23 protein-coding genes and 1 riboswitch are annotated in these 21,456 nt (G+C 54.5%); of the genes, 6 read left to right on the top strand and 17 right to left on the bottom strand.

Going from position 1 to position 21,456, the window contains the following annotated elements:
• Positions 1-168 precede the first annotated feature (168 nt).
• The 4 genes from thiE to tenA are packed head-to-tail and all read right to left on the bottom strand — an operon-like array spanning position 169 to position 3,427.
• Positions 169-843 carry a thiamine phosphate synthase gene (gene thiE / locus MHH48_RS06405; RefSeq protein ID WP_076322778.1) on the bottom strand — a complete coding sequence of 225 codons (675 nt, stop codon included), beginning with the start codon at positions 841-843 and terminating at the stop codon, positions 169-171.
• Complete coding sequence (gene thiD, locus MHH48_RS06400; RefSeq protein WP_076322777.1) at positions 840-1,850, bottom strand: bifunctional hydroxymethylpyrimidine kinase/phosphomethylpyrimidine kinase; 1,011 nt, start codon at positions 1,848-1,850, stop codon at positions 840-842. The genes thiE and thiD overlap by 4 nt, the downstream gene beginning before the upstream one ends.
• Entirely contained in the window at positions 1,847-2,689 is an 843-nt protein-coding gene (thiM, locus tag MHH48_RS06395; protein ID WP_076322776.1) for a hydroxyethylthiazole kinase, read from the bottom strand. Before thiM ends, thiD begins: the two co-directional genes overlap by 4 nt.
• Before the next feature lie 51 nt (positions 2,690-2,740).
• Positions 2,741-3,427 carry a thiaminase II gene (tenA, locus tag MHH48_RS06390; protein WP_076322775.1) on the bottom strand — a complete coding sequence of 229 codons (687 nt, stop codon included), beginning with the start codon at positions 3,425-3,427 and terminating at the stop codon, positions 2,741-2,743.
• A gap of 142 nt (positions 3,428-3,569) precedes the next feature.
• Positions 3,570-3,673, bottom strand: a riboswitch (TPP riboswitch).
• Positions 3,674-3,930: 257 nt separating this feature from the next.
• Between tenA and MHH48_RS06385 the strand changes: the two genes are divergently transcribed.
• The gene (locus MHH48_RS06385; RefSeq protein ID WP_076322774.1) at positions 3,931-4,440 is read left to right on the top strand and encodes a VOC family protein; all 510 of its coding nucleotides are present in this window, start codon (positions 3,931-3,933) and stop codon (positions 4,438-4,440) included.
• Positions 4,441-5,183: 743 nt separating this feature from the next.
• On the opposite strand, the gene MHH48_RS06380 is transcribed toward MHH48_RS06385, so the two are convergent.
• Positions 5,184-6,206, bottom strand: a complete 1,023-nt coding sequence (locus MHH48_RS06380; RefSeq protein ID WP_076322773.1) for an iron-siderophore ABC transporter substrate-binding protein — start codon at positions 6,204-6,206, stop codon at positions 5,184-5,186.
• 197 nt (positions 6,207-6,403) lie between these two features.
• On the opposite strand from MHH48_RS06380, the gene MHH48_RS06375 reads away from it, so the two are divergent.
• The 3 genes from MHH48_RS06375 to MHH48_RS06365 are packed head-to-tail and all read left to right on the top strand — an operon-like array spanning position 6,404 to position 9,314.
• On the top strand, positions 6,404-7,387 hold the full coding sequence (locus MHH48_RS06375; RefSeq protein ID WP_076322772.1) for an iron ABC transporter permease: 984 nt from the start codon (positions 6,404-6,406) through the stop codon (positions 7,385-7,387).
• Positions 7,384-8,430: an iron ABC transporter permease gene (locus MHH48_RS06370; RefSeq protein WP_076322771.1), complete on the top strand. Its 1,047-nt coding sequence runs from the start codon at positions 7,384-7,386 to the stop codon at positions 8,428-8,430. Before MHH48_RS06375 ends, MHH48_RS06370 begins: the two co-directional genes overlap by 4 nt.
• 20 nt (positions 8,431-8,450) lie before the next feature.
• Positions 8,451-9,314, top strand: coding sequence for an ABC transporter ATP-binding protein (locus tag MHH48_RS06365; protein ID WP_076322770.1), 864 nt, complete (start codon positions 8,451-8,453; stop codon positions 9,312-9,314).
• A 540-nt stretch (positions 9,315-9,854) separates the two neighbouring features.
• Here the strand turns inward: MHH48_RS06365 and MHH48_RS06360 are convergent.
• The 12 genes from MHH48_RS06360 to MHH48_RS06305 all read right to left on the bottom strand — a co-directional run bounded on the left by MHH48_RS06360 (position 9,855) and on the right by MHH48_RS06305 (position 19,981).
• Positions 9,855-10,058, bottom strand: coding sequence for a hypothetical protein (locus tag MHH48_RS06360; protein WP_076322768.1), 204 nt, complete (start codon positions 10,056-10,058; stop codon positions 9,855-9,857).
• Positions 10,059-10,285: 227 nt separating this feature from the next.
• Positions 10,286-10,855 (bottom strand): NADPH-dependent FMN reductase, encoded by a 570-nt coding sequence (gene ssuE / locus MHH48_RS06355; RefSeq protein WP_076322767.1) that lies wholly within the window; start codon positions 10,853-10,855, stop codon positions 10,286-10,288.
• Between the two features lie 12 nt (positions 10,856-10,867).
• Positions 10,868-11,305 (bottom strand): M20/M25/M40 family metallo-hydrolase, encoded by a 438-nt coding sequence (locus MHH48_RS06350; protein WP_256720561.1) that lies wholly within the window; start codon positions 11,303-11,305, stop codon positions 10,868-10,870.
• A 256-nt stretch (positions 11,306-11,561) separates the two neighbouring features.
• Positions 11,562-12,899 (bottom strand): LLM class flavin-dependent oxidoreductase, encoded by a 1,338-nt coding sequence (locus MHH48_RS06345; RefSeq protein WP_076322765.1) that lies wholly within the window; start codon positions 12,897-12,899, stop codon positions 11,562-11,564.
• A 36-nt stretch (positions 12,900-12,935) separates the two neighbouring features.
• Positions 12,936-13,403, bottom strand: coding sequence for a DinB family protein (locus tag MHH48_RS06340; RefSeq protein ID WP_076322764.1), 468 nt, complete (start codon positions 13,401-13,403; stop codon positions 12,936-12,938).
• Positions 13,404-13,567: 164 nt separating this feature from the next.
• Positions 13,568-14,779 carry a M20 peptidase aminoacylase family protein gene (locus MHH48_RS06335; protein WP_076322763.1) on the bottom strand — a complete coding sequence of 404 codons (1,212 nt, stop codon included), beginning with the start codon at positions 14,777-14,779 and terminating at the stop codon, positions 13,568-13,570.
• A gap of 43 nt (positions 14,780-14,822) precedes the next feature.
• Positions 14,823-15,839, bottom strand: coding sequence for an LLM class flavin-dependent oxidoreductase (locus tag MHH48_RS06330; RefSeq protein WP_076322762.1), 1,017 nt, complete (start codon positions 15,837-15,839; stop codon positions 14,823-14,825).
• Between the two features lie 13 nt (positions 15,840-15,852).
• Positions 15,853-16,605 carry an amino acid ABC transporter ATP-binding protein gene (locus MHH48_RS06325; RefSeq protein WP_076322761.1) on the bottom strand — a complete coding sequence of 251 codons (753 nt, stop codon included), beginning with the start codon at positions 16,603-16,605 and terminating at the stop codon, positions 15,853-15,855.
• A complete protein-coding gene (locus MHH48_RS06320; RefSeq protein WP_076322760.1) occupies positions 16,602-17,312 on the bottom strand; it encodes an amino acid ABC transporter permease in 711 nt (236 codons plus the stop codon). The genes MHH48_RS06325 and MHH48_RS06320 overlap by 4 nt, the downstream gene beginning before the upstream one ends.
• On the bottom strand, positions 17,309-18,094 hold the full coding sequence (locus MHH48_RS06315) for an amino acid ABC transporter permease (RefSeq protein WP_076322759.1): 786 nt from the start codon (positions 18,092-18,094) through the stop codon (positions 17,309-17,311). Before MHH48_RS06315 ends, MHH48_RS06320 begins: the two co-directional genes overlap by 4 nt.
• Positions 18,095-18,126: 32 nt before the next feature.
• Complete coding sequence (locus MHH48_RS06310) at positions 18,127-18,963, bottom strand: transporter substrate-binding domain-containing protein (RefSeq protein ID WP_076323153.1); 837 nt, start codon at positions 18,961-18,963, stop codon at positions 18,127-18,129.
• Positions 18,964-19,102: 139 nt separating this feature from the next.
• The gene (locus MHH48_RS06305) at positions 19,103-19,981 is read right to left on the bottom strand and encodes a LysR family transcriptional regulator (protein ID WP_076322758.1); all 879 of its coding nucleotides are present in this window, start codon (positions 19,979-19,981) and stop codon (positions 19,103-19,105) included.
• Positions 19,982-20,247: 266 nt separating this feature from the next.
• On the opposite strand from MHH48_RS06305, the gene MHH48_RS06300 reads away from it, so the two are divergent.
• Positions 20,248-20,790 (top strand): GNAT family N-acetyltransferase, encoded by a 543-nt coding sequence (locus MHH48_RS06300; protein WP_076322757.1) that lies wholly within the window; start codon positions 20,248-20,250, stop codon positions 20,788-20,790.
• Between the two features lie 191 nt (positions 20,791-20,981).
• Positions 20,982-21,428, top strand: a complete 447-nt coding sequence (locus tag MHH48_RS06295) for a hypothetical protein (protein WP_076322756.1) — start codon at positions 20,982-20,984, stop codon at positions 21,426-21,428.
• The last annotated feature ends 28 nt before the right edge of the window (positions 21,429-21,456 follow it).

The following is a 21,456-nucleotide window of genomic DNA, read 5'->3' as shown; positions in this document are numbered from 1 at the left end:
CTGGGATGCTGCACGAAAATGGATAGATGCGGATGGAGCAAAAGAATGGCATGTTGACGGAAAAGCTGAGCATATACCGTTTTTTTAAAATCTGACGTTAACAAAACAAGAGTGCCGCAGAAACTTTGGCACTCTTGTTCATGATCCGTATTATAATCCTCTTACATCTCAAGAAATTCGTTCGGTTGCACGGCATATCTTTCCTATAAAAGCCTCCACAGCCTCCCGCGCCGACTCCGCCTCCGTCACGGCGGATATCACGGCGACACCATCCGCACCCGCTCCCATGACTTCCTCCACGCGCTCCACGGTAATCCCGCCAATCCCAACGATCGGCAGATCGATTCCAGCTCCGCGCAGTTCACGAAGAATCGCTGCGCCTTGCACAGCCTTGGCATCATCCTTCGAGCGGGTCGGATAGATCGGTCCGATGCCAAGATAATCGGCACCGTGGACAATGGCACGCCTCGCTTCCTCCACGGTATGGGCGGAGACACCCAGAATCCGGTTGCCGATCCGCTCCCGTACGGAAGCCGCGCATTCGTCGTCCTGGCCGATATGCACGCCATCGGCGTTCAGCTTCAGCGCCAGCTCCACATCGTCATTGACGATGAAGGGTACGCCCGCTTGGCGGCATTGATCCTGGATCCGGCGAGCCAACTGGATCATCGGCTCGCCAACAAGCGAGCCATGTCCCTTCTCACGAAACTGGACCATGGTTGCGCCGCCAGCCAGTGCTTCCTTCACAATCCGGCTTGGCTCTTCGATACAGTTCACGCTGCCGAGTACGAGGTACATCCGTAGATGCTGCCTCATCATCTCGGGCGTCACTCTCCCCGTCATCGCAGCACCTCCTGACGGCGGCGACGATACGCCCAATGATTCGTGGGGCCGTGTCCCTGCCCCAGGTTTAAGCCGTCCTCAATGGCGGCCTGGATGAATAAGCGCCCGCTCTGAATCGCATCGAATGCACTCAAGCCTTTGGCCAGGCCTGCAGTGATGGCGGCAGAGAAAGTACAGCCGGTACCATGCGTATGAACGGTATGAATTCTTTTGCCGTATAATTCGGAGAAGGCAGTGCCATCGTATACGAGGTCCATGACCGGAGGACTGCCCGGAGGACCGTCGTCCTTGAAAATGGAAGGACGGGGCCTACGCAACTCCCCGGCGGGAATGGCAGTTCTCGTTTGGCCATACGTACTTTCGGACTGTGGCAACCCTTCCTGCTGCGTACCCGCCGCTATATCTGCTCCTCTGTCTCTTTGGTGATCCGAACCTTCACCGGCGACGCCCGGCATTCCCTCGTCATGGCCGCCTTTGATCACAACGATCTTGGGCCCCAGATCATGAATACGTCTCGCCGCTTCCTTCCGATCTTCCATCGTGCGGATACGCATCCCCGCCAATACTTCGGCCTCCGGTATATTGGGGGTGACGATCAAGGCCAGCGGCAGCAAGTCTTCTCTTAAAGCCTGCACCGCTTCGCTTTGCAGCAGCTCCGCTCCACCCTTGGCAATCATCACGGGATCGACAACGACCCTCTCCCAGCCGAATGCCCGAATCCGGTCAGCAACCAGCCGAATGACCTCGGCGTTGAACAGCATGCCCGTCTTCAATGCATCTATTCCGAGATCTGAGCCAACCGCTTCCATCTGCTCGGCTGCTGCCTCTGGGGGAAGCGGATATACGCCGTGAACCCCCAAGGTATTCTGCACCGTGATCGCGGTAATCGCCGACATGCCGTATACGCCGAGCTCCTGGAAGGTTTTTAGATCGGCCTGAATGCCGGCGCCGCCGCCGCTGTCGGACCCGGCAATCGTCAGTGCCCGGGGCACGCGAGTCTTGCTCATCGTGCGCCACCGGCGGCAGCCGTTCCCGCTTCCCGGACAGCGGCATATCCCGCCAACGAGCCTGGATGAAGTTTTGCCAGCTCATCCAGGAAAGCGATCTGGAAGCTTCCCGGTCCTTGGTCCGCCGTGCATTCCGCAGCTCTCGCCGCCGCGGCCCCGTAGAAGGCCAGACCCGCCGTACCCGCAAGCAGCAGGTCTGCTTCCACTGCCGCAAAGGCACCCAGCACCGAGGTCAGCAGGCACCCTGCGCCGGTGACCTTCGTGAGCAGAGCATTCCCGCCGGTTATGATACGCACTTCGGTTCCATTGGTAATTACGTCCTCTTCACCGGTAATGGCCACGATCGTGCCTAATTCGCGTGCAGCCCGCACAGCAAGCTCGGTATGATTGCTGCCTGCGCTATTGCCAGCGTCTACGCCTTTGATCTCGCGCGCCTCCCCGACAAGGTGAGCGACTTCAGCCGCATTCCCGCGCACGAGCGAAACCTTCACCTCGCTTAGGATCCGCAATGCCGACTCCGTCCGAAAACGGGTCGCTCCCGCACCGACCGGGTCCAGCAAGACCGGGACGCCATGTGCATTCGCCGATTGTCCGGTGATGATCATCGCATCCACCAGCTCGCGGTTCAGCGTGCCGATGTTCAGCACGAGCGCGCCCGCTATGGCGGCCATATCCGCCACTTCCTCCGGCGCGTAAGCCATGACCGGCGACGCGCCCAGCGCGTACAAGCCGTTAGCCGTAAAATTCGTAACCACCACGTTTGTCATATTGTGAACGAGGGGGCTCGTCTGCTGTACCTTCGTTAAAAGCGCCGAAACCTCTTTTTCCCATGCATGCATATGAATCGCCTCTCTTATCTATATTGGAATTTATGTGCTTATTATGACTCCTTACAGCACCGCAGCCTGCAGCGGCACCGGCCATTCCTCCTGCTTATATGCCATATCCCAGAACATATACTCCAGCTGGCAGCTCAGCATGAAATGCTCCTTCATCCGTTCCCGCTCGGCTGCCGTCGCGCGCTCTGCCCATTCATCGACACGGTTGCAGAACTTGGCTGTCGCGTCTTCCCCACGGTTGCCATAGAAATAAATCCAGTCATAGAACGGATGGGATGCATCCGGCTTCACTTCATCCAGCAGCTTGCAGCCAATCTCCAGGTACGTCCACGGGCAAGGAAGTAGTACGGCCATAATCTCGCCTAGACTGCCCTCGTGCGCCACTGTCAGCATATGACGGATATAATGATGCGCGGACGGAGCCAGCGGATAGCCCTGAAGCTCTTCGTAGGTCACCCCGGCGGCTGCGCAAAAATTCTGATGCGGGTGCACCTCGCTGTGCAAGATGAATGAAATCTGTTCGTTAAAGGTCGCGATCTCTTCCCTGCTGGTCGATTTGGATATGGCGATACCGTAAATCCGCATGTAGGCATTCAAATACTCAAAATCCTGCTTCACATAGTGAATCAGCTGTTCTCGCGCCAGGTTCCCCTCGGCAATGCCTTTTACAAAGGGATGATCAAAGATTGCTTGAAAAATGTCTCCCGCCTGCTGACGGAGCTCTTGCGTGAAACTCATTTTTGTCCCCACCTCCAACATATTGAAGAGCAGGAAGTCCGTAAGACACGACTTTTCAGACAACGCTAAAAAGCCGCCCCCGAAAACTGGAGCGGCTTCGTCAACAAGCCCGGGTGCGCCAAAAAAGCGCACCGAGACCTCATATACGAAGGCTCCACTTTCCTACGCTAGTACGAACTAGATCAGGTTCAAAGGGTCCAAGATACGCTCTTGTCTCAGCCGCCAACGGCTCCCCTAGTGGACTTCCTATTCTTTTGTTTAATACTGTACATAGGTTTATGGATGCTGTCAAACATTAACTGTTCGTGAACGGAGCCCCACGCTCGAACCCTCCCATACCCGGGTGATCATGATGTTTTTCGGTGGCTGAGGTTATTCGCAAAAAACGCCGGCGGCCGAAACTTGTTACGGGAACACTGACGCTCGGCTGTCATGTATTCCCCAACATAATGAGAACATAAGCGTTATGCAAATAAATGAAGTTTAAAGGAGCGAGCGTATTTATGACGAACCAACCAAACCAAGCGAAAGACGTTAAACCCATTCCGCAAGGCTACACGTCCGTAACGCCGTGGATCATCTCAAGAAACTCCGCAGCGCTGATCGATTTCCTCAAGCAGGCTTTTCAAGCCGAGGAGTTAGCCCGCGTCTATGTCGGTGAAGGTATCATCGGCCATGCCGAAGTCCGAATCGGGGATGCCGTCGTCATGATGTTTGACGCGAAACCGGAATGGCCGGATAGCCCGGCATACCTCCGTTTATATGTTGAGGATTGCGAAGATGTGTATCAGCAAGCGCTGGCCGCAGGAGCCGTCTCGGTGACGGAGCCAACGAGCTTGTTCTTCGGCGACAAGGTGGGACGGGTACGGGACCCGTTCGGCAACTTATGGTGGGTACAGACACGAATGGAGGACCTCACTCCGGAAGAAGTGGAACAGCATGCCCAAGACCCGGAATACATCAAAGCGATGACCTATGTTGCCGGTGCGGAGATTGTGGTGAAGATTTCGTAAAAATATGAAGTGAAGCAATAGCAGTATAACAGGAGGGCACGGATGGACTCGGTGTCTAGGGGTATGCATGGATGGCTGGGATTATAATCGATGTAGGAGCCGGCGGGGACTCAGAGTAGATATGGTTTAGAGGTAGAAACCGGGGTAACACAGCGTGTATAGCTGAGGCTGCTGCCGGTCTTGGTGCTTACTGCCGGTCTTGTTACTACTGCTGATCTTGGTGTTACTGCTGGTATTGGCTACTACTGATCTTGGTGTTACTGCTGGTATTGGTGCTTACTGCCGGTCTTGTTACTACTGCTGGTCTTGTTACTACTGCTGGTCTTGGCTACTGCTTGTGGGCTAACGGACTGAGGATACGTTATTTAGCTGAGTAGGTGTGATTTTTGATAGTCATCGGACACCAGGTACGCTATTCATAGAATATGATGGCAAATGGGCCGGTAATTGTGGTAATAAGGGATCCTGTGTCCGTTAGATTTAAAAATCGGGGGCAATTTGAGAAATAAGGGATCCGGAGTCCGATAACAGTCAGGGGCAGCGGCACGAAGTAGGGAACTTGGTTAAGCTGTGCTGGCGTGCGGTGTGGCATGCCTTATAGCGGCAGTACTGGCGATGCTGTGATGCTAAAAAAGGAGGCGTCCCTCAAGATCTGATATCTTTTGGGATGCCTCCTTTTTCAGCTTTTTCCTTGCATCATCTGCTATACGATAATACTACCCTGTAGCATTCGTCTTCATTCATTACTGAATGCCGTAAAACTCCTGCAGTTGGTCAATCATCAGATTGGCCGCCAGGATGCCGCCTGCTGTATTCCAGATTGCATCATCCACTTTGTGGGCTTGGCCGTTCTTGACGACGTTCAGGTTTTTCCATAATGGATCGTTGATCCATTCCTGCTCGGTTTGGTTGGCGCCGCCATCCCCGGTTTCATAAGTGAAGTAGAAGAGTCTGTCGGCATCTGCCTCAGGCAAACGTTCCTTCGTGATCTCGTCAACGAAATTGTCCTTCGCATTCTTCGTCATGTCGTTTCGAGCGATGCCGATTTTATCGAAAATAACGCCCGAGAACGTATTGGTATGGTACACGCGCGTCTTGCCTGCCATGAAACGGACTACGGAGACGGTTTCGTCGAGCTTGCTTCCAGCCTTCTCTTTGAAATCCTGAATCCGCTTGTCGTATGCTGCCAAAAGCTCCTCGCCTTCGGATACCTTGTTCAGCGCCTTGGCATACAGTTCAAAATTGTTCTGCCACTCGCCGCGAAGATCCTCGGCAAAAACGGTCGGCGCGATCGCCTTCAATTGCTCGTATACTTTCTCCTGACGCATCTTGTTGCCGATAATCAGATCCGGCTGCAGGCCCGCGATCAGTTCGATGTTCGGCTGACTCTCTTCACCGACAACGGTAACGCCTTCCATCTGGTCTTTAATATGTGGATACCATGGGTCACCTGTCCAGGATCTAACAGCGCCTACTGGCTTCACGCCCAATGCGAGAAGCGCCTCGGTTCCTTCGTTCGTGAGAACCACCACTTTTTGAGGGGTTCCCTTGATTGTTTCCGTACCCATCGCATGTGTAACTTCATAGGATTCGCTTGCTGCGCTACCATTGTTACCACTTGCATTATTCGTCGTGTCGCCGCCAGTATTGTTTGTATTTTCTTTCGCTGGGCTTGCTCCACAACCGGCAAGAATCACGATCATAATGAGAGCCAGCAAGCTAAACTTGAGGCCTCTCGTTGGTTTATTTGCCATTCCTTTTCCCATTCCTATCTAAATCCCCCTTGTGTCATATCCTTCTACTTGAAAATCATTATCAATCACTGATTCAAAACTATAAAGGGTTTCATGAAAAATATCAAGATATTTATGAGAATGATTATCAAGCTCATTGACAGATGGGGTCCCTTCACCTAAAATTCATATGAACTTAATTATTCATGGACTTAAGAAAGTGAGCATATATGCGCGTATTCGGACTATTCATATCGCTATTGGCGCTGGCTGCTGCCGTCATGGGCAGCATCGCATTCGGAGTAACAAACGTACCTCTTCATCAGGTATTGGAATCGTTCACTCACTTCAACGGGAGCAACGAGCATCTGATCATTCTCACGGCAAGACTGCCCCGAGCGCTCATTGCGCTTGCCGTAGGAGCCTCCCTGGCTGTTGCGGGTGCGCTCATGCAGGTCATCACGCGCAATCCGATTGCATCACCCAGCACGCTGGGCGTGAACTCCGGTGCAGCCTTCTTCATTATTATGTCAGCGGGTTGGCTGGGTATAAGCGGACTCCAATCTCTTACCTGGGTCGCGCTGATCGGAGCCGCGGTAAGCGGCGGTATCGTGTTTTTCCTGGGCAGCATCGGCAGGGACGGCATGACGCCAGTAAAAATCACCCTCGCGGGTGCCTCCATAGCCGCCTTCTTCCATTCCTTAACGCAGGGATTCATGCTCTCTGACGGCAAAATGTTCGATCAGGTGCTGGTATGGCTTGTCGGCTCGGTAGCCGGACGCGATTTGAACCAACTTGCAGCCGTGTGGCCGTACATGACCGTTGGCATGCTGGTTGCACTCCTGCTGGGCCGCCATCTGAACGCCCTCTCCATGGGTGATGACATCGCCCAGAGCCTCGGGCAAAAAACAGCCCTCATTAAGTTGTTAGCGGCAGCGGCTGTTATTTTGCTGGCCGGAGGTTCCGTTGCCGCTGCGGGCCCCATCGCATTCGTCGGGATTATCATCCCGCATATCGTTCGGCATTTAATAGGAAATGATTATCGCTGGATTCTGCCTTACAGCGCGGTGCTCGGTGCACTTCTGCTGGTGACGGCCGATCTCGGCTCCCGATATATTGCCATGCCGAAGGAAGTCCCGGTCGGCGTGATGACCGCAATCATTGGCGTGCCGTTCTTCGTGTACATAGCCAGGAAAGGAAGACGAGCACAATGAATAAACACCGCATATTCCGCTCCAGGAACGCTAAAGTATCGTTTATGCTGGAGAGAAGAACACTATGGGTATGTCTGATCCTATTCGTACTTTGCATCGCCGCCATGATTATTAGCACAGGCACAGGAAGCCAGTTTGTTTCGCCGCTTCATGTCATGAAGGCATTGTTCGGTAACGCTCCGCCCATGGAGCAGGTTATCGTTATGCAGCTAAGGCTGCCCCGAATTATTATCGCCGTGCTGATCGGCGCCGCTCTCGCCGTGGCGGGGGCTATTCTGCAGGGCGTCATCCGCAACCCCCTGGCCTCCCCCGACGTCATCGGTATAACGGAGGGAGCATCACTTGGAGCGGTTCTCTTCATCTTCATATTCACAGGCACCGTATCGATCCATTGGATGCCGCTATTCGCCATCCTTGGTGCTTTTTTCATAACCGGACTGCTGTACGTGCTTGCTTGGAAAAATGGCGTATCGCCGCTGCGGCTAGTCTTGATCGGAATCGGAGTATCGGCTGCAATCAAATCGATCTCCTATATGCTGATCATATCCGGACCGCTGCAGTTGGCCGACCGCTCCCTTACTTTCATGGCAGGCAGCATTTACGGCATGTCCTGGGATAAGGACGTTTTGACCCTGCTGCCTTGGATAGCTGTACTTCTACCGCTTACCTGGCTGCAGGCCCGCAATGTGAACATCCAAGCCTTGGGCGACGACGTTGCCAGCAGCACGGGCGCCCAGGTTCAGAAACAGCGCCTGATCCTAATCGGACTCAGCGTAGCTCTGGCCGGAGCAGCCATCTCGATCGGCGGCGCTATCGCCTTCATCGGTCTGATGGCACCGCATATGGCCCGCAGGCTGGTGGGTCCCTCCTTCGGGAGCGTCCTGCCGGTCAGCGCACTGATCGGTGCGATTCTGCTCCTTGTCGCGGACTTGGTAGCTCGGACGGCATTTCTGCCGCGCGACGTTCCGGCAGGCGTATTCACCGCCGCAATCGGCGCGCCGTTCTTCCTCTACTTGCTGTATCGTAACCGCAATCGATTCTAGAACCGAAAGGAGCTGGCGTCATGAATACGCTGGAAGCAAAGGGATTGGGTCTGTCCTATGGGGGAGACTTTATATTCGAAAATCTGGATTTAACCGTGCCTATAGGTAAAATCACCGTGTTTATCGGCAGCAATGGCTGCGGCAAGTCCACTTTGCTGCGCTCCATGGCCAGGCTGCTGAAACCGCAGCGCGGCTCGGTTGTACTGAACGGGGCCGACATCGCAGGCTTGTCCACCAAGGACGTGGCGCGTAAGCTCGCCATTTTGCCTCAAGGGCCTACCGCCCCGGAAGGATTAACGGTGATGCAGCTGGTAAAGCAAGGACGCTATCCGTACCAGAGCTGGCTTCGTCAATGGTCACGCGAGGATGAGGAAGCAGTCACAGCGGCGCTGACCTCCACAGGTTTGACCGAACTGGCTGACCGTACGGTTGACTCGCTTTCCGGCGGTCAGCGCCAGCGGGCCTGGATCGCGATGACGCTGGCACAAGAAACGCCAATCATTCTGCTCGATGAACCGACCACCTATCTGGATTTGACGCACCAGATCGAAGTGCTGGATCTGCTGTATGAATTAAATGTTCAAGAACAACGGACCATCGTCATGGTGCTGCATGATATCAATCTCGCCTGCCGTTATGCCGATCATATCGTTGCTATTCGCGAGGGAAGCATCAAGGCAAAGGGCAAACCGGGAGATATCATCGATTCCGAGCTGATGCAGACCGTGTTCCAGCTGCCGTGCGAGATTATTCCGGACCCGCTGTACGGAACCCCGATGTGCGTCCCGCGCGGGAAGGGCATACGCCGGCCTTTAGCCGTCAAGCCGGAACCAGCGGAACCCAAACAACCAACGACTCCAGCTCCTGAGCTGGCACCGGTGTAGCATAAATTGCAATCAAGCCGACTCCCTTTCGCATTCAAGCGGTGGGAGCCGGCCTTTTTTATGTGGGCTTGACGCGAAGAGACAAAAGACCCCCATGCAGTGAGACATGAAGAAAGACATGGAGAGAGACATGGAGAGAGACATGAAGAGGACACACAAAGAAGACCACCCCAAAACCATGAGGGTAGCCTTTGTATTTGTAATAAACGCTATAAACATATGTTTGTCTTCCATTGCTCACATGCTGTTCCACTGACGGTTCTGTTAACGACAACTTATGACCATTTACCTATACGCGGAACTTTATTCCTTTGTCGAAGTGGAAGTCCTTTGAACAGTTTGGACTTTTCACGCTTCCGTTGTTCCAGCAGGTTCTTTACCCCTCGCATCAACATTCGGTACCGCATCTCATCCTCGTGGCCGTATTTTCGCATTTCATCAAAATACTCGTCTGTCATCCTATCACTCCAGCTGTATAAGTCTATAGAACTAGAGTATAGGACCGAACTATACAATTTCTAAACGAGACTCGGTTACATACTAAGCCGTCGACTCTGACATGGATGAGCTGCCGGCAGCCTCCACCCGCCGTCTTCGCCGAAGGAGAAGAGCCAAAGGGATGGCCAATGCCACCAGCCCGCTTGCCCTCAGAAACACATCATCGATGCTCCGTGTGTAAACCATCCGATGCAGCCACTCAGCGATTTCTCCGGAAGTGCCGCTGCTGAAAATCCACAGCCACACTCTGACTCCATCTTTCCAATGAGTATAGACGGAATTAAGTTGTTGATTACTCTATCACCCAGCATTCTCTTCTACAAGACCATATAGAGAAGTTCTTTCCTCGCTTCTTGATTCTCTATTAGAGCCCTTACCCCTCAGTAATCATGGCAGCGCAAAAACCACGATCCACGGATTCGGATCGTGGCTGCTGCATCTCAAGATCGCCGTTTGTCTTGGGAAATTAGGCGTCAGACCGCTTGCCCCTGCCGCTCCGACGGCACAGCCGAATATCGGGCCAGCTCTGATTGCAGCTCGTTTAGCGCGTCATCCAGGCGTTCTCTCAGCTGCTCCGTGATGTCGTAACCGCTCAGTTCGAGGCGGGTGATCCACTGATCTACGGCAAACACCCCGCTGAGAATATTGGTTCCTCCGAGTGCGGATATTACTGGCTTCAACGCATAATCCACCGCGAGCAAATGCGCGATGGTGCCGCCGATGAATAGCGGGAGCACGACTTTGCCTTGCAAACCTTTTTGGGGAAGAAGATCCAGAATCGTTTTCAACGCCCCTGAATAAGAAGCTTTATACACCGGGCTGGCAATGATCACGGCAGCGGCTCCTTCAACCGCCGCTATGGCCTGCTTGATGGCCGGACTATTGAAATCGGCCCGCAGCAAATCCTCAGCCGGTAGATCCGCTGCCGAGATGAAATCGATCTCGTAGCCAGCAATGATCAGGCGATCCTCTACATATTGCGTTAATCCAAACAAACGGGACCCTTGCGTCGGGCTTCCTGCTATAAAAGCGATTTTCGTCATTGGTTTTCCTCCTTATTCGTAAACGTCATGTAGGGCTAGGCGCACCCATATTCGAGTCCCATGCACCAGGACATCTTCATCCAGATCGAATGTGGGCTGGTGAATCGCATGCACGATCCCCCGATCCGGATTCCCGCAGCCGATGAATCCAAAAGCGCCCGGGACCTGATCCAGGTACCAACCGAAATCCTCGCCAGTCAGGCTGGGTGGATGGAGCACATGTACCTTCTCCTTGCCCAGCACTTGCCCTGCGGCTTGCTTCATACGACGCAGCGCGGCTCCGTCGTTGACCACGGCCATCCCTTCACGAAGCTCCAGCTTATAGCTGCCGCCTGCTTGGTCCGCAATGGACGCGGCCAGACGCCTTAAGCCCTCCGTAATCACTCGCCACGGTATCCTTCTGAAACGTCCGGAAGGTTCTCGCAAGCTCGCTTTGCGCAGCGATGACATTGATGGCGCTGCCTGCCGTTCCGTGAAGCGTGCCGACGACCCCCATCCCGAAATGTTTGCCCACCTTCCGCCTGACCTCAATCCCCCACGACTCCATGAGATCTGCCACCAGCTTCGAGGTACGGGAAACATCGTACAATAGCTCGGGATGTTAATGGAGATCCCGCCTGATTCGGGAGAGCTCTCCACGAAGCTCCCCAGCAAACTCCATCATCTGATCCAGTTCCACAACCGCCGTCATGCCCACCGCTCCCTATTAGGAACGGACAGCAACTGCCTGATCCTTGCTGTACCGGTTCTCGGGCACCGGCAATCCCAAATTGCCGCGCAGCGTGTCGCTCTCGTACTCGGTTCTGTATATACCTCTCTCCTGCAGAAGCGGGACGACATGGTCCACAAAATCCTCCAGCCCGTTCGGCACCGCCGCAGTAATCATGAAGCCGTCGGCTGCGCCTGCTTCGAACCAAGCCTGGATCTTGTCTGCCACCTGCTCCGGCGTGCCGATAAACCCGCCGCGAGGCGTGGCCGACTGCAGTGCCACTTGCCGGAGCGTCAGCCCCTTCTCTTTAGCGTCCCTTTTGATTTTGTCGGTACCGCTCTGGAAGCTGTTCTTGCCCAGGTCGCCCAGCTCAGGGAACGGCTCATCCAGCGGATACTGCGAGAAATCGTGATGCTCGAAGAAGCGGCCGAGATAATCCAGGGCATTCTCGATGGTCACCAGACTGGCTATCTCCTCATATTTGCGCTCGGCCTCTTCGGCCGTGCTGCCGATAATCGGGCTGATGCCGGGAAAGATCAGCACTTCATCCGGATTCCGGCCGAAACCAGCCGCCCGCGACTTCACGTCCTGATAAAAGGCTGCCGCATCCTCCACAGACTCATGACCGGTAAATACCGCATCAGCTTCCTTGGAGGCATAGTTCTTGCCGACCTCGGATGATCCCGCTTGAAAGATGACCGGCTGTCCCTGCTTGGAACGGGCGATGTTCAGCGGCCCCTTCACGGAGAAGAACTCGCCTTCGTGATTCAGCGTGTGCATTTTCTCGGGATCGAAGAAGACCCCCGTCTCCTTATTCCGCACGAAGGCATCATCCTCCCAGGAATCCCATAATCCCCGGGCAACCTCCAAATACTCCGTTGCAATCCGGTATCGCTTATCGTGCTCCGGATGCTCCTTCTTGCCGTAATTCAGGGCTGAGCCCTCCAGCGGAGAGGTGACGATGTTCCAGCCTGCGCGTCCGTTGCTGATCTTGTCGAGCGACGCGAACTGACGGGCCACGGTGAACGGCTCGCTGTATGAGGTGGATAACGTACCGACAAGACCGATGTTTTGGCTGACGGCAGCCAGGGCGCTCAGTATGGTGATCGGCTCAAAGCGGTTCAGAAAATGCGGGATCGATTTTTCGTTGATATACAAGCCGTCCGCAATGAAGATCAGATCGAATTTGCCTTCCTCGGCTTTCTGAACCCACTGCTTATACAGCTCAAAATTAACGCTTGCGTCAGGCTGCGCATCCGGATGCCGCCACATGGAGGTTCCTCCGCCCACGCCGTGCAGGAGCGCCCCTAATTTCAATAGTCTTTGCTTTGCCATATTCCATTCCTCCTTATCGATCTTAGCGTCATCTGCTCACACGGGAGCTGCAGCCAGTTTAATGCGTTCGATCTGTCCGAGATGATTCTGTACGTGGCGGGTAAACCCGCTGACGATATCCGAAACGCTGACGGTCTCCCCTTTGAAATTGATGCCGGTTTTGATCGTATCGGCTGCGCTCAAGCGGCGAAGCAGCAAGCTGTTGTAGTGCAGCAGCGCCCGGAATGCTTCCAAAATATCTGCGGCTCTGCCTTCGTTCGAATATTGGCCGTTGACCCAGGCATCCTGATTGAACGCAGGCAGTTGGACCGTTGTCCCGGCCAGAATGTCCCGAATCCGGAACGAGATCACGATGCTGTGATCCACCAGATGGGAGAGCACCTCCTGTACGCTCCATATATGCGGTGCCTGCTTCCATTGGAGTTGATCCTCGCTAAGGCCAGCAACGGCGGCCAGCAGCTGATCATGCGTATTAACAAAGGCTTCGATAGGGAACTCACTCATTCGATCTCCTCCAATACAAACTCGATAATGACTCTCCCGATATAAACAACAACAAGAAGCTGCCCTTCACATCGCGCTGCGGTTCATGTTCGGGGCCTCATAACGATAATGCTTGAAACATGCATCGGTGCTTCCTTTCGAATGACAGCGACAGAAGGAACTCCTTAAGGCGATGGCGATGGCGATGGTGATGGTGATGACAATAGCGAAGCCTCCCCGCCGGAGTTGTAATACCTGAGTGCCCGCTCCGCCAGCCTCGTGAAGAAATCGATGCTGACCTGAATCGCCCGCTCATCCAGATCAAACGCCGGATGGTGCCACTCCTGCGTGCCTGCCGTCCCCATGAAAACAAACAACCCGGGAACCTCACGCTGGTACACCGCAAAATCCTCCCCGGCCGGCGAAGGAACTGGTATCACCGCCTCATATCCCGCTTCGGCAGCAGCGACATAACCGAGCTCTGCCAGCTTGCGGTCATTATGGACCGGCGGCGGTCCCTCGATCCAGCGTACGGCAGCCGTCGTTCCGAAAGCTGCGGCTACGCCTTGAACCACCTGGCCGAATCGTTCAAGCACCTGCAGTCTGACGTCGTCATCGAAGGTGCGTATGGTCCCTTCCAGCAGCGCTTTATCCGGGATCACATTCCAGGCGGTCCCGCTGTGCAGCTTCGTGACACTGATGACGGCGCTCTTCAGAGGGCTCACATTCCGGCTTATGATCGACTGGAGCGCCGTAATGATATGCGATGCGGTCACGATCGGGTCAAGGCCCGCTTCCGGCACGGCCGCATGGGACCCCTTGCCCGCCACTTCAACCACGAAGCCGTCGGCGGCGGCCATCAGCGGGCCCTCCTTAATGCCGATGGTCCCGACAGGCAGGTCCGGCTTGTTATGCATGCCGAAGATCGCCTGCACGCCTTCGAGTGCCCCGCTGTCGATGACCTGCCTCGCTCCCTTGGCTTTCTCCTCGGCCGGCTGAAAGATCAGCCGCACGGTTCCTTTCAGCTCCTGCTCCCGCTTCTTCAGGGCATACGCGGTCCCGATTAGGGCAGCGGTGTGAAAATCGTGCCCGCAGGCATGCATTTTGCCGGGAATCGTCGAGGCATACGGAAGCCCTGTCTCTTCCTGGACCGGCAGGGCGTCGATATCCGCCCGCAGCGCAATGATCGGCCCCTGTTGAAGTCCACCGACCTCGGCGATTACGCCTGTGGCGAGCGGAAACTCCGTGACCCGTATCCCGGCTTCCTCGAGCCAGCCCCTAATCAGCCGCGTCGTTTCGAACTCCTCGTTCGACAGCTCCGGGTACTGGTGCAGATGGCGCCGGATCTCAATAAATCGATGGATGTCTATATCCGTGGATAAAACATGGCTTGGCATTCGTAAAACCTCCTAAATAGTCACGTACCTATGACCGATTCCATTACGCTTCGGCAGGAACCTCAGCCAACGCCTCGCTCAGCAGCTCGAATGAGCGGATTCGCTTGGCAAAGGGCTGGATATTACTGGTGACGATGATTTCATCAACGCCCGAAGCCTGTTGAAGCCGGAGCAGCTGTTCACGCACGGTCTCCTTCGTACCTTTGGTGATGAACGGCTCCTGTTCCTCGATCGTGTACGGCTGGCCTGCCTGGCGTCCGAATTCTTCTGCCTGTTCCCTTGTCCCCAGTGCCAGCGTCCGGCCGCTGGCCAAATGAATCTTCACCAGCTTCAGCGCCCCTGCCAGCTCCGCCGCTTCCGCCTCCGTATCAGCCACGATTACGGACAGTGCAACAAGAATTTCCGGTTCCCTGCCATGGGAGTAGTCAAACGTGCTTCGGTAAACACGAATGGCTTCCAATGCCGCGGATTCCTCCCCGTTGATGAAGAGGGAGAACACATAGGGCAGGCCGAGTCCGGCCGCAATTTCCGCGCTGCCTGCGCTGGCCCCCAGCACGTACAGCTCGGGGGCGGTCTCCGGCAGCGGAGCGGCACGCAGCCCGACGAGCGGATGATCCTCTTCCAGCGTGTTATGCACAAATTGGCTAAGCTCGACGATCTTATCGGTTAACGACTCCTGCTCCTGCACGCCCCGCTGCAGCGCCTGCGTGCTGCGCGGCAACCCGCCAGGCGCGCGCCCGATGCCCAGATCCACGCGTCCCGGCGCGAGCGCGGCCAGCACGTTGAAATTCTCCGCTACCTTATATGGACTGTAATGCTGCAGCATGACGCCGCCGGAACCCACGCGAATGGTTTGGGTTTTAGCTAACAGGTAAGAAATGAGCACTTCCGGCGAAGACCCTGCTACTTGGTCCGAATCGTGGTGCTCGGATACCCAGAAGCGCCGGAAGCCGAGCTCCTCTGACTTTTGAGCAAGCTGCACGGTATGCGTGAACGCCTCCGCTGCCGTTTCGCCCGGATATATTGGACTTTGGTCAAGCACGCTTATCGTAATCCCCATATTGGTTGACCTCCTAAATGCTGTAGTTAAGCTCAGGCGTGATCCGCTTCAGGAACTGCTTGGTTCGTTCTTCCCGCGGATGATGGAACAGCTCGGACGGAGTCCCCTGCTCCACAATCACGCCTTCGTCCATGAACACGACGTGATTCGCCACATCCCTCGCGAAGCCCATCTCATGCGTCACCACGATCATGGTGATCCCTTCCTTCGCGATTTTGCGAATCACCGCAAGCACCTCGCCCACCAGCTCCGGGTCGAGCGCCGACGTCGGCTCATCGAACAGGATCACCTCCGGCTCCAGGGCCAATGCCCTGGCAATGCCCACCCGCTGCTGCTGCCCGCCCGAGAGCTGGCTCGGATAGGCATCCAGCTTATCGGCCAGACCGACCTTTTCGAGCAGGGCGATACTTCTCTCCCTCGCCTCGGCCTTCGGCATTTTTTTGACGACGACCAGGCCTTCCATCACGTTCTCGATCGCGGTCTTGTGTTTGAACAGATTGTACTGCTGAAACACCATGGCCGATCGCTGGCGGAGGTCATGAATTTCCTTCTTCGTGGCCCGCTTGCAATCGAGGCGGTAATCGCCGATGGCAATCTCGCCGCCATTCGGCTTCTCGAGATAATTCACGCAGCGCAGCAGCGTGGTTTTGCCCGAACCGCTCGGCCCCAGGATCACCACCACTTCCCCTTTGTTTACCGTCAGATCAATCGATTTCAGCACCGCGTTCTTGCCGTAGGACTTTGAAATATCGGTCAGTTGAATCATGCGACGCCCCCCCGATTGTAGAGATTGATTCGTTTCTCGATGACTGCGGTCAGTCTTTCGATGAGGAGTGTAAGCCCCCAGAAAATAGCTGCCGCGGCCAGGTAGGATTCGAAGAACTTCCAATTGGTCGATGCCACGATCTGTGCCTGCGCGTTAATGTCCACAACCGACACGGTAAATGCCAAGGTAGAGCCGTGAAGCATGCCGATGACCGAATTGGACAGGTTTGGTAGGCTGACGGCCAAGGCTTGGGGGAATACGATCCTGCGCAGCGCCTGCCACGTCGTCATGCCGATTGAATAAGCTGCCTCCAGCTGCCCCCGGTTTACCGCGAGCAGGCCCGAGCGGATCACTTCCGACATATACGCGCCTGCCGTAATCGAGAACGATAGGAACGCGAACCAGATCATCGGAATGGAGGATGACTTAAAGCCCCAGCCCATCTGTGCGGACAGCGCATCCACCAGCACCGGCAGCCCGAAATAGATCAGCAGCAGATGCGTCAGCATGGGAGTACCCCGGATAAAGGTCACGTAGGCTGCAGCGATCTGGCTGAGCACCGGCACTTTATAGATCCTGACAAACGCCGCGATCAGCCCGATCATAAATCCGGCCGTAACCGATACGGCGGTGATCAACAGCGTTGTCGGGATCGCGGACAGCAAGTTTACGAATGCCGTCCATATGAAGAATGGATCGATTTTCACAGCTCCGCTCCTCCTTTATCAGGTCTCATTCCGGCGATGATGCGGCGGTAGGCCCCTTTCTTTTGCATACGGAATCTTTCACGGGCTGCCGACTCCGGTACCTCATGGCGCATCAGACGCCATTCCGCACGCAGCAGCAGTTTCTCCAGCGTAAAGCTGATGACAAGATAGATGAAAGCCAGCGCCAGATAGGCCTCGATAAAATGCTGGGTGATATTGCCTAGAGTTTGCGCTTTTCCCGTCATCTCCATTAGCCCGAGGGTGAACGCCAGTGAAGTATCCTTCAGCAGGGCAATCACCATATTCGAAAATACCGGAACGGCGATCGCGAGCGCCTGGGGGAGGACGATCCGAAGGAAGGCTTGATGTCGTTTCATCCCCATGGCATACGCCGCCTCTACCTGACCTCTGTCCACCGCCGTTACCGAGGCCCGGATCATCTCCGACATGAAGGCTCCGGTATGAAGCCCGTAGGTCAAGATCACGAATACCATGACAGGCGCCCGGGACATGTCGATATGAACAAGCTTCAGGATCTCCGGCAGACCATAATAGAACAAGAAGAGCTGGATCAGGATTGGCGTTCCCCTGAAGAACGAAAGGTACACCTTGGCAAACGCGTTCAGCACCGGAATCCGGTACAGGCGGGGAAGGGCAACCAGAAATCCGACAACGATCCCCACCAGCAGAGAGCCTGCCACGATCAGCAGCGTGACGCCTAAGGTCGACAAGAGTTTAGGCAAAAAGCTAAGCACATACGAGAAATCGAACGGTGCACCCATGAATCCTTCTCCCTTCTTGCATGGTTATCTCATCATGGATTCGACGACGTAAAGTCGTCTCCCAGCCATTCCTTGCTCAGCTTAGTCAGCGTTCCATCCGATTTAAGCTCCCTGATCGCATCGTCAACCGCATCCGACAGCTTCTGGCTGTCCGGGTCGTCTTTGCGGAATACGAACAGAATATCGGCCTCCGACAGGTGATCACCCGTTGTTTTCAGCTTTCCTTGCGGATCGATCAGCGGCAGCGTAAAGTCCGCCCCAACGGTTGCAACCACCCGGCCTGTCGTAATCTGGCTTACGGTATCATTCGCCGCACCGTTCTGATAGACAATATGGATCGCATCGTTATTGTTCTTGTTGTAGTTTTCCAGAATCTGTGCAGCCGCACTGGTTGCACCGGTCAGCACCTTTTTCCCCTTCAAATCATCCAGCGATTGAATGGAGTCGTTCTCCTTAGAGACGATGATTTTATTTCGCCAATGGGCGTACGGCTCTTTATTGAACAGGTACTTTTCCGTTCGCTCCGGATTCTTCTCCATCTGGTGAGCTACAAAATCAATTTTCCTCGTTTCCAGGCTCAGCAGCAGATTGGAGAACTCCTGGGTCTGCAGCTCGAACTCATATTCCGGCAAACGTTTATCGATCTCCCGCACCAGCTCAACGTCAAAGCCGGTCAGCTTACCATTCTCGTCAATAAAGCAAATTCTCGGGAAGGCCGTGCCCGTGCCGACAACAATCTTCGTTACTTTTCCTTCCGCTGCGTTCACCTTGCTGTCCTTCTTCGCTTCTCCGCTCTTCGTGTCTGCTCCGCATCCGACGATCACCCCTGCCAATGCGATGACAACAGCTGCTACGATTGATTTCTTCACGACCTCATCCCCTTTCGATCTTGTCCCCATCCACAAATAAATAATTCCTATAGATTTAGTAAGAATTATGTTGTCACTAACTTTACCGCGATTTGGGGAACGCGTCTAATAGAGTTTTTCTATTCATCCATGCAAATCATCAATAGGACAATTCCCGACCGAGCTCCAGCAAAGAATCCAGAAACTCATTATTCTGTCCGTTCAAGGAGATGAGATGGGTTTGCAGGAAAATGCCTGCCGTTTCGGCTATATCCACGGGAATCAGGCTTCCCTCGGCTACCTCCTGCTGAGCGCAAAGACCCGGTAGAAAGCAGATCCCCGCCCGCCCCAGCACGAGCTTCTTCGCCGTCTCGGAATTATCCACCTGAAACACGATGTTCGGTGGCTGTTCCAGACTCTCGAATACCCGTTGAATCCGCAACCAGTCCAATGAACCGCACTCGAAGAAGACCAGCGTCTCGCGCCGGATATCCCGAATGGAGGCTCTCCCGGCAGCAGCGAGCGGATGATCCTTATATACATACAAGCGGATGGGGTCCTCGAAAAAGGGATAGGATTGAAACGCCGGATTCATCAGCTTGCGGACGAAAGCCAGATCGATATCCTTGGACGAGAGCTTGCCGGCCAGCTCTTCCGTCGGACCTGTTGTCAACTTGAAGTTCATCTCGGGAAACCGGCGGTTGAGCACCATAAGCAGATAAGGCATTAAGTAATTGGATACCGAAACGGTGCTTCCAATTCTGAGCTCATTGGGCATGGAAGCTTTCGATTGAAGGTGGTGCTTTCCTTTTTGAAAGGTTTGGACGATCTGCTGGGCATAGGGGAGGAATTGTTTGCCTTTGTCGGTCAGATGAATCTGTTTACCCAAACGGTCGAACAGCCTGCAGTCGAGCTCTCTCTCCAGTGACTGGATACGTGCGGTCACCGTCGGCTGGGACAGAAACAGGACGTCTGCCGCCTTATTGAAGCTGCCGTAATGATTGATGTAGACAAAGGCCTCGATATTTTCGATGTTCAAACTAACACCTCCAGACATCATTATACTTACTATCCCAATGAATATAGATGGTTTTAGGACCGCAATTTCCTTATAAATTATCCTTATCTTAGGCAGTTGGCAAATTATTGTCAATCCAAATATGCATATAGATTTTTTAAATGACAGCATTAATAATTTTGTTTTCCAATGTGTTTAATGGGAATAAGCTGCTATACTAATCTCACCTTATCAGGATATGACCGTATCCTCTGAAACTGTAATGACCTAAAAAAGGAGTGGTAACGATGAATTCAATGCAGGAAGTGATCATACGGGATGCTCATGAGTGGGAACGAGAGGCTGTTGCTGCTATAATGCTGGAATCCTATCAGCAGTATGCCTTCGATCTGTCTGCGGAGCGATGGGAGGAATACCGGGATTCCATCAGGAATTCCGCGTACAGCCATGCGATGCATGCCCGGATCGTCGCCGAGCTTGACGGGGAAATCGTGGGCAGCGTCCAGCTCTTCCTCTCCTCGGAGGCCGCTTACGGAAAACCGGAAATGGGGATTCACTCGCCCATTATTCGCCTTCTAGCCGTATCTCCGGGTTCCCGGGGACGCGGCATCGCCACGCTTCTGATTCAAGAGGCTGCCCGCAGATCGATCCAGCTCGGCGCAACCACGCTGAATCTTCATACCTCCGACATGATGGCCTCTGCGGTGAAACTCTATGAGCGGCTTGGCTTTGAACGGGCATATGATACGGATACGTTTAACGGCGAACATCTTGTCAAAGGATACCAGATCGAACTGCCCGGCTCCCTGCTGCTGCAAAGCGCCGTGTGAAATAACAGGCTAAATACGAATAACCGGACATCTTCTCCTGCATTGAGGGGATGAGTCCGGTTATTTTTTATATGTACATTTATGCGCCTGCCATCGTTTTCGCTCGATTCGTTCAAATGTTGTACAGCGAATATTCGTTTCGCATCGGATCGACAGGTATTATACAATGAACAAAAAAGGGGGCGTCGCTCATGTGGAGTTTATTCAGGTTGAACAGGCCGGTATGGGCAGGCCTCGCCGCCGGTATCATCCTCGGTCTGTTCCTGAAAATCGTAGAGCTTTCCACCTCATTGAAGGTTTACACGCTGCTCCTAAACATTGACTACGTACCTGTCCTGAATGAGCTGAAGCTCTCCGAAATTATCGAGTTTGCGCTGCACCTCATCATCTCCGTCCTGCTGAGCATCGCTCTGACCATCTTTTTGAAGCAGAAGAATTGGACCCGCTGGCGAAGCTTGTCTTGGGTCTCCCTGGTCTGTTTGGCCGTAGGGCTTCTCCTGTATCCGACCACCGTTTTGTCTGACCGTACACCGGAGTTATCCGACCTCGCTGCTCTTCTGTTCTGGCTGGTCGGTCATCTACTGTATGGTATTGCATTAGGCTGGCTGCTGACGGGTTCACGCGGAGCCTCCGCCTAGATCGAGAAAGCAGCCTTGCGAAAACGTC

Source organism: Paenibacillus sp. FSL F4-0100, assembly GCF_037993005.1.
Classification (GTDB): Bacteria; Bacillota; Bacilli; order Paenibacillales; family Paenibacillaceae; genus Paenibacillus_AQ.
The sequence above is the reverse complement of the archived record's forward strand: the minus strand, read 5'-3'. Positions and strand labels throughout refer to the sequence as shown.

Excerpts from the sequence above, each read along its gene's own strand:
- thiE (WP_076322778.1), bottom strand. The coding sequence starts at position 843 with ATGACGGGGAGAGTGACGCCCGAGATGATGAGGCAGCATCTACGGATG.
- thiD (WP_076322777.1), bottom strand. The coding sequence starts at position 1,850 with ATGAGCAAGACTCGCGTGCCCCGGGCACTGACGATTGCCGGGTCCGAC.
- thiM (WP_076322776.1), bottom strand. The coding sequence starts at position 2,689 with ATGCATGCATGGGAAAAAGAGGTTTCGGCGCTTTTAACGAAGGTACAG.
- tenA (WP_076322775.1), bottom strand. The coding sequence starts at position 3,427 with ATGAGTTTCACGCAAGAGCTCCGTCAGCAGGCGGGAGACATTTTTCAA.
- MHH48_RS06385 (WP_076322774.1), top strand. The coding sequence starts at position 3,931 with ATGACGAACCAACCAAACCAAGCGAAAGACGTTAAACCCATTCCGCAA.
- MHH48_RS06380 (WP_076322773.1), bottom strand. The coding sequence starts at position 6,206 with ATGGGAAAAGGAATGGCAAATAAACCAACGAGAGGCCTCAAGTTTAGC.
- MHH48_RS06375 (WP_076322772.1), top strand. The coding sequence starts at position 6,404 with ATGCGCGTATTCGGACTATTCATATCGCTATTGGCGCTGGCTGCTGCC.
- MHH48_RS06370 (WP_076322771.1), top strand. The coding sequence starts at position 7,384 with ATGAATAAACACCGCATATTCCGCTCCAGGAACGCTAAAGTATCGTTT.
- MHH48_RS06365 (WP_076322770.1), top strand. The coding sequence starts at position 8,451 with ATGAATACGCTGGAAGCAAAGGGATTGGGTCTGTCCTATGGGGGAGAC.
- ssuE (WP_076322767.1), bottom strand. The coding sequence starts at position 10,855 with ATGACGAAAATCGCTTTTATAGCAGGAAGCCCGACGCAAGGGTCCCGT.
- MHH48_RS06350 (WP_256720561.1), bottom strand. The coding sequence starts at position 11,305 with ATGTCATCGCTGCGCAAAGCGAGCTTGCGAGAACCTTCCGGACGTTTC.
- MHH48_RS06345 (WP_076322765.1), bottom strand. The coding sequence starts at position 12,899 with ATGGCAAAGCAAAGACTATTGAAATTAGGGGCGCTCCTGCACGGCGTG.
- MHH48_RS06340 (WP_076322764.1), bottom strand. The coding sequence starts at position 13,403 with ATGAGTGAGTTCCCTATCGAAGCCTTTGTTAATACGCATGATCAGCTG.
- MHH48_RS06335 (WP_076322763.1), bottom strand. The coding sequence starts at position 14,779 with ATGCCAAGCCATGTTTTATCCACGGATATAGACATCCATCGATTTATT.
- MHH48_RS06330 (WP_076322762.1), bottom strand. The coding sequence starts at position 15,839 with ATGGGGATTACGATAAGCGTGCTTGACCAAAGTCCAATATATCCGGGC.
- MHH48_RS06325 (WP_076322761.1), bottom strand. The coding sequence starts at position 16,605 with ATGATTCAACTGACCGATATTTCAAAGTCCTACGGCAAGAACGCGGTG.
- MHH48_RS06315 (WP_076322759.1), bottom strand. The coding sequence starts at position 18,094 with ATGGGTGCACCGTTCGATTTCTCGTATGTGCTTAGCTTTTTGCCTAAA.
- MHH48_RS06300 (WP_076322757.1), top strand. The coding sequence starts at position 20,248 with ATGAATTCAATGCAGGAAGTGATCATACGGGATGCTCATGAGTGGGAA.
- MHH48_RS06295 (WP_076322756.1), top strand. The coding sequence starts at position 20,982 with ATGTGGAGTTTATTCAGGTTGAACAGGCCGGTATGGGCAGGCCTCGCC.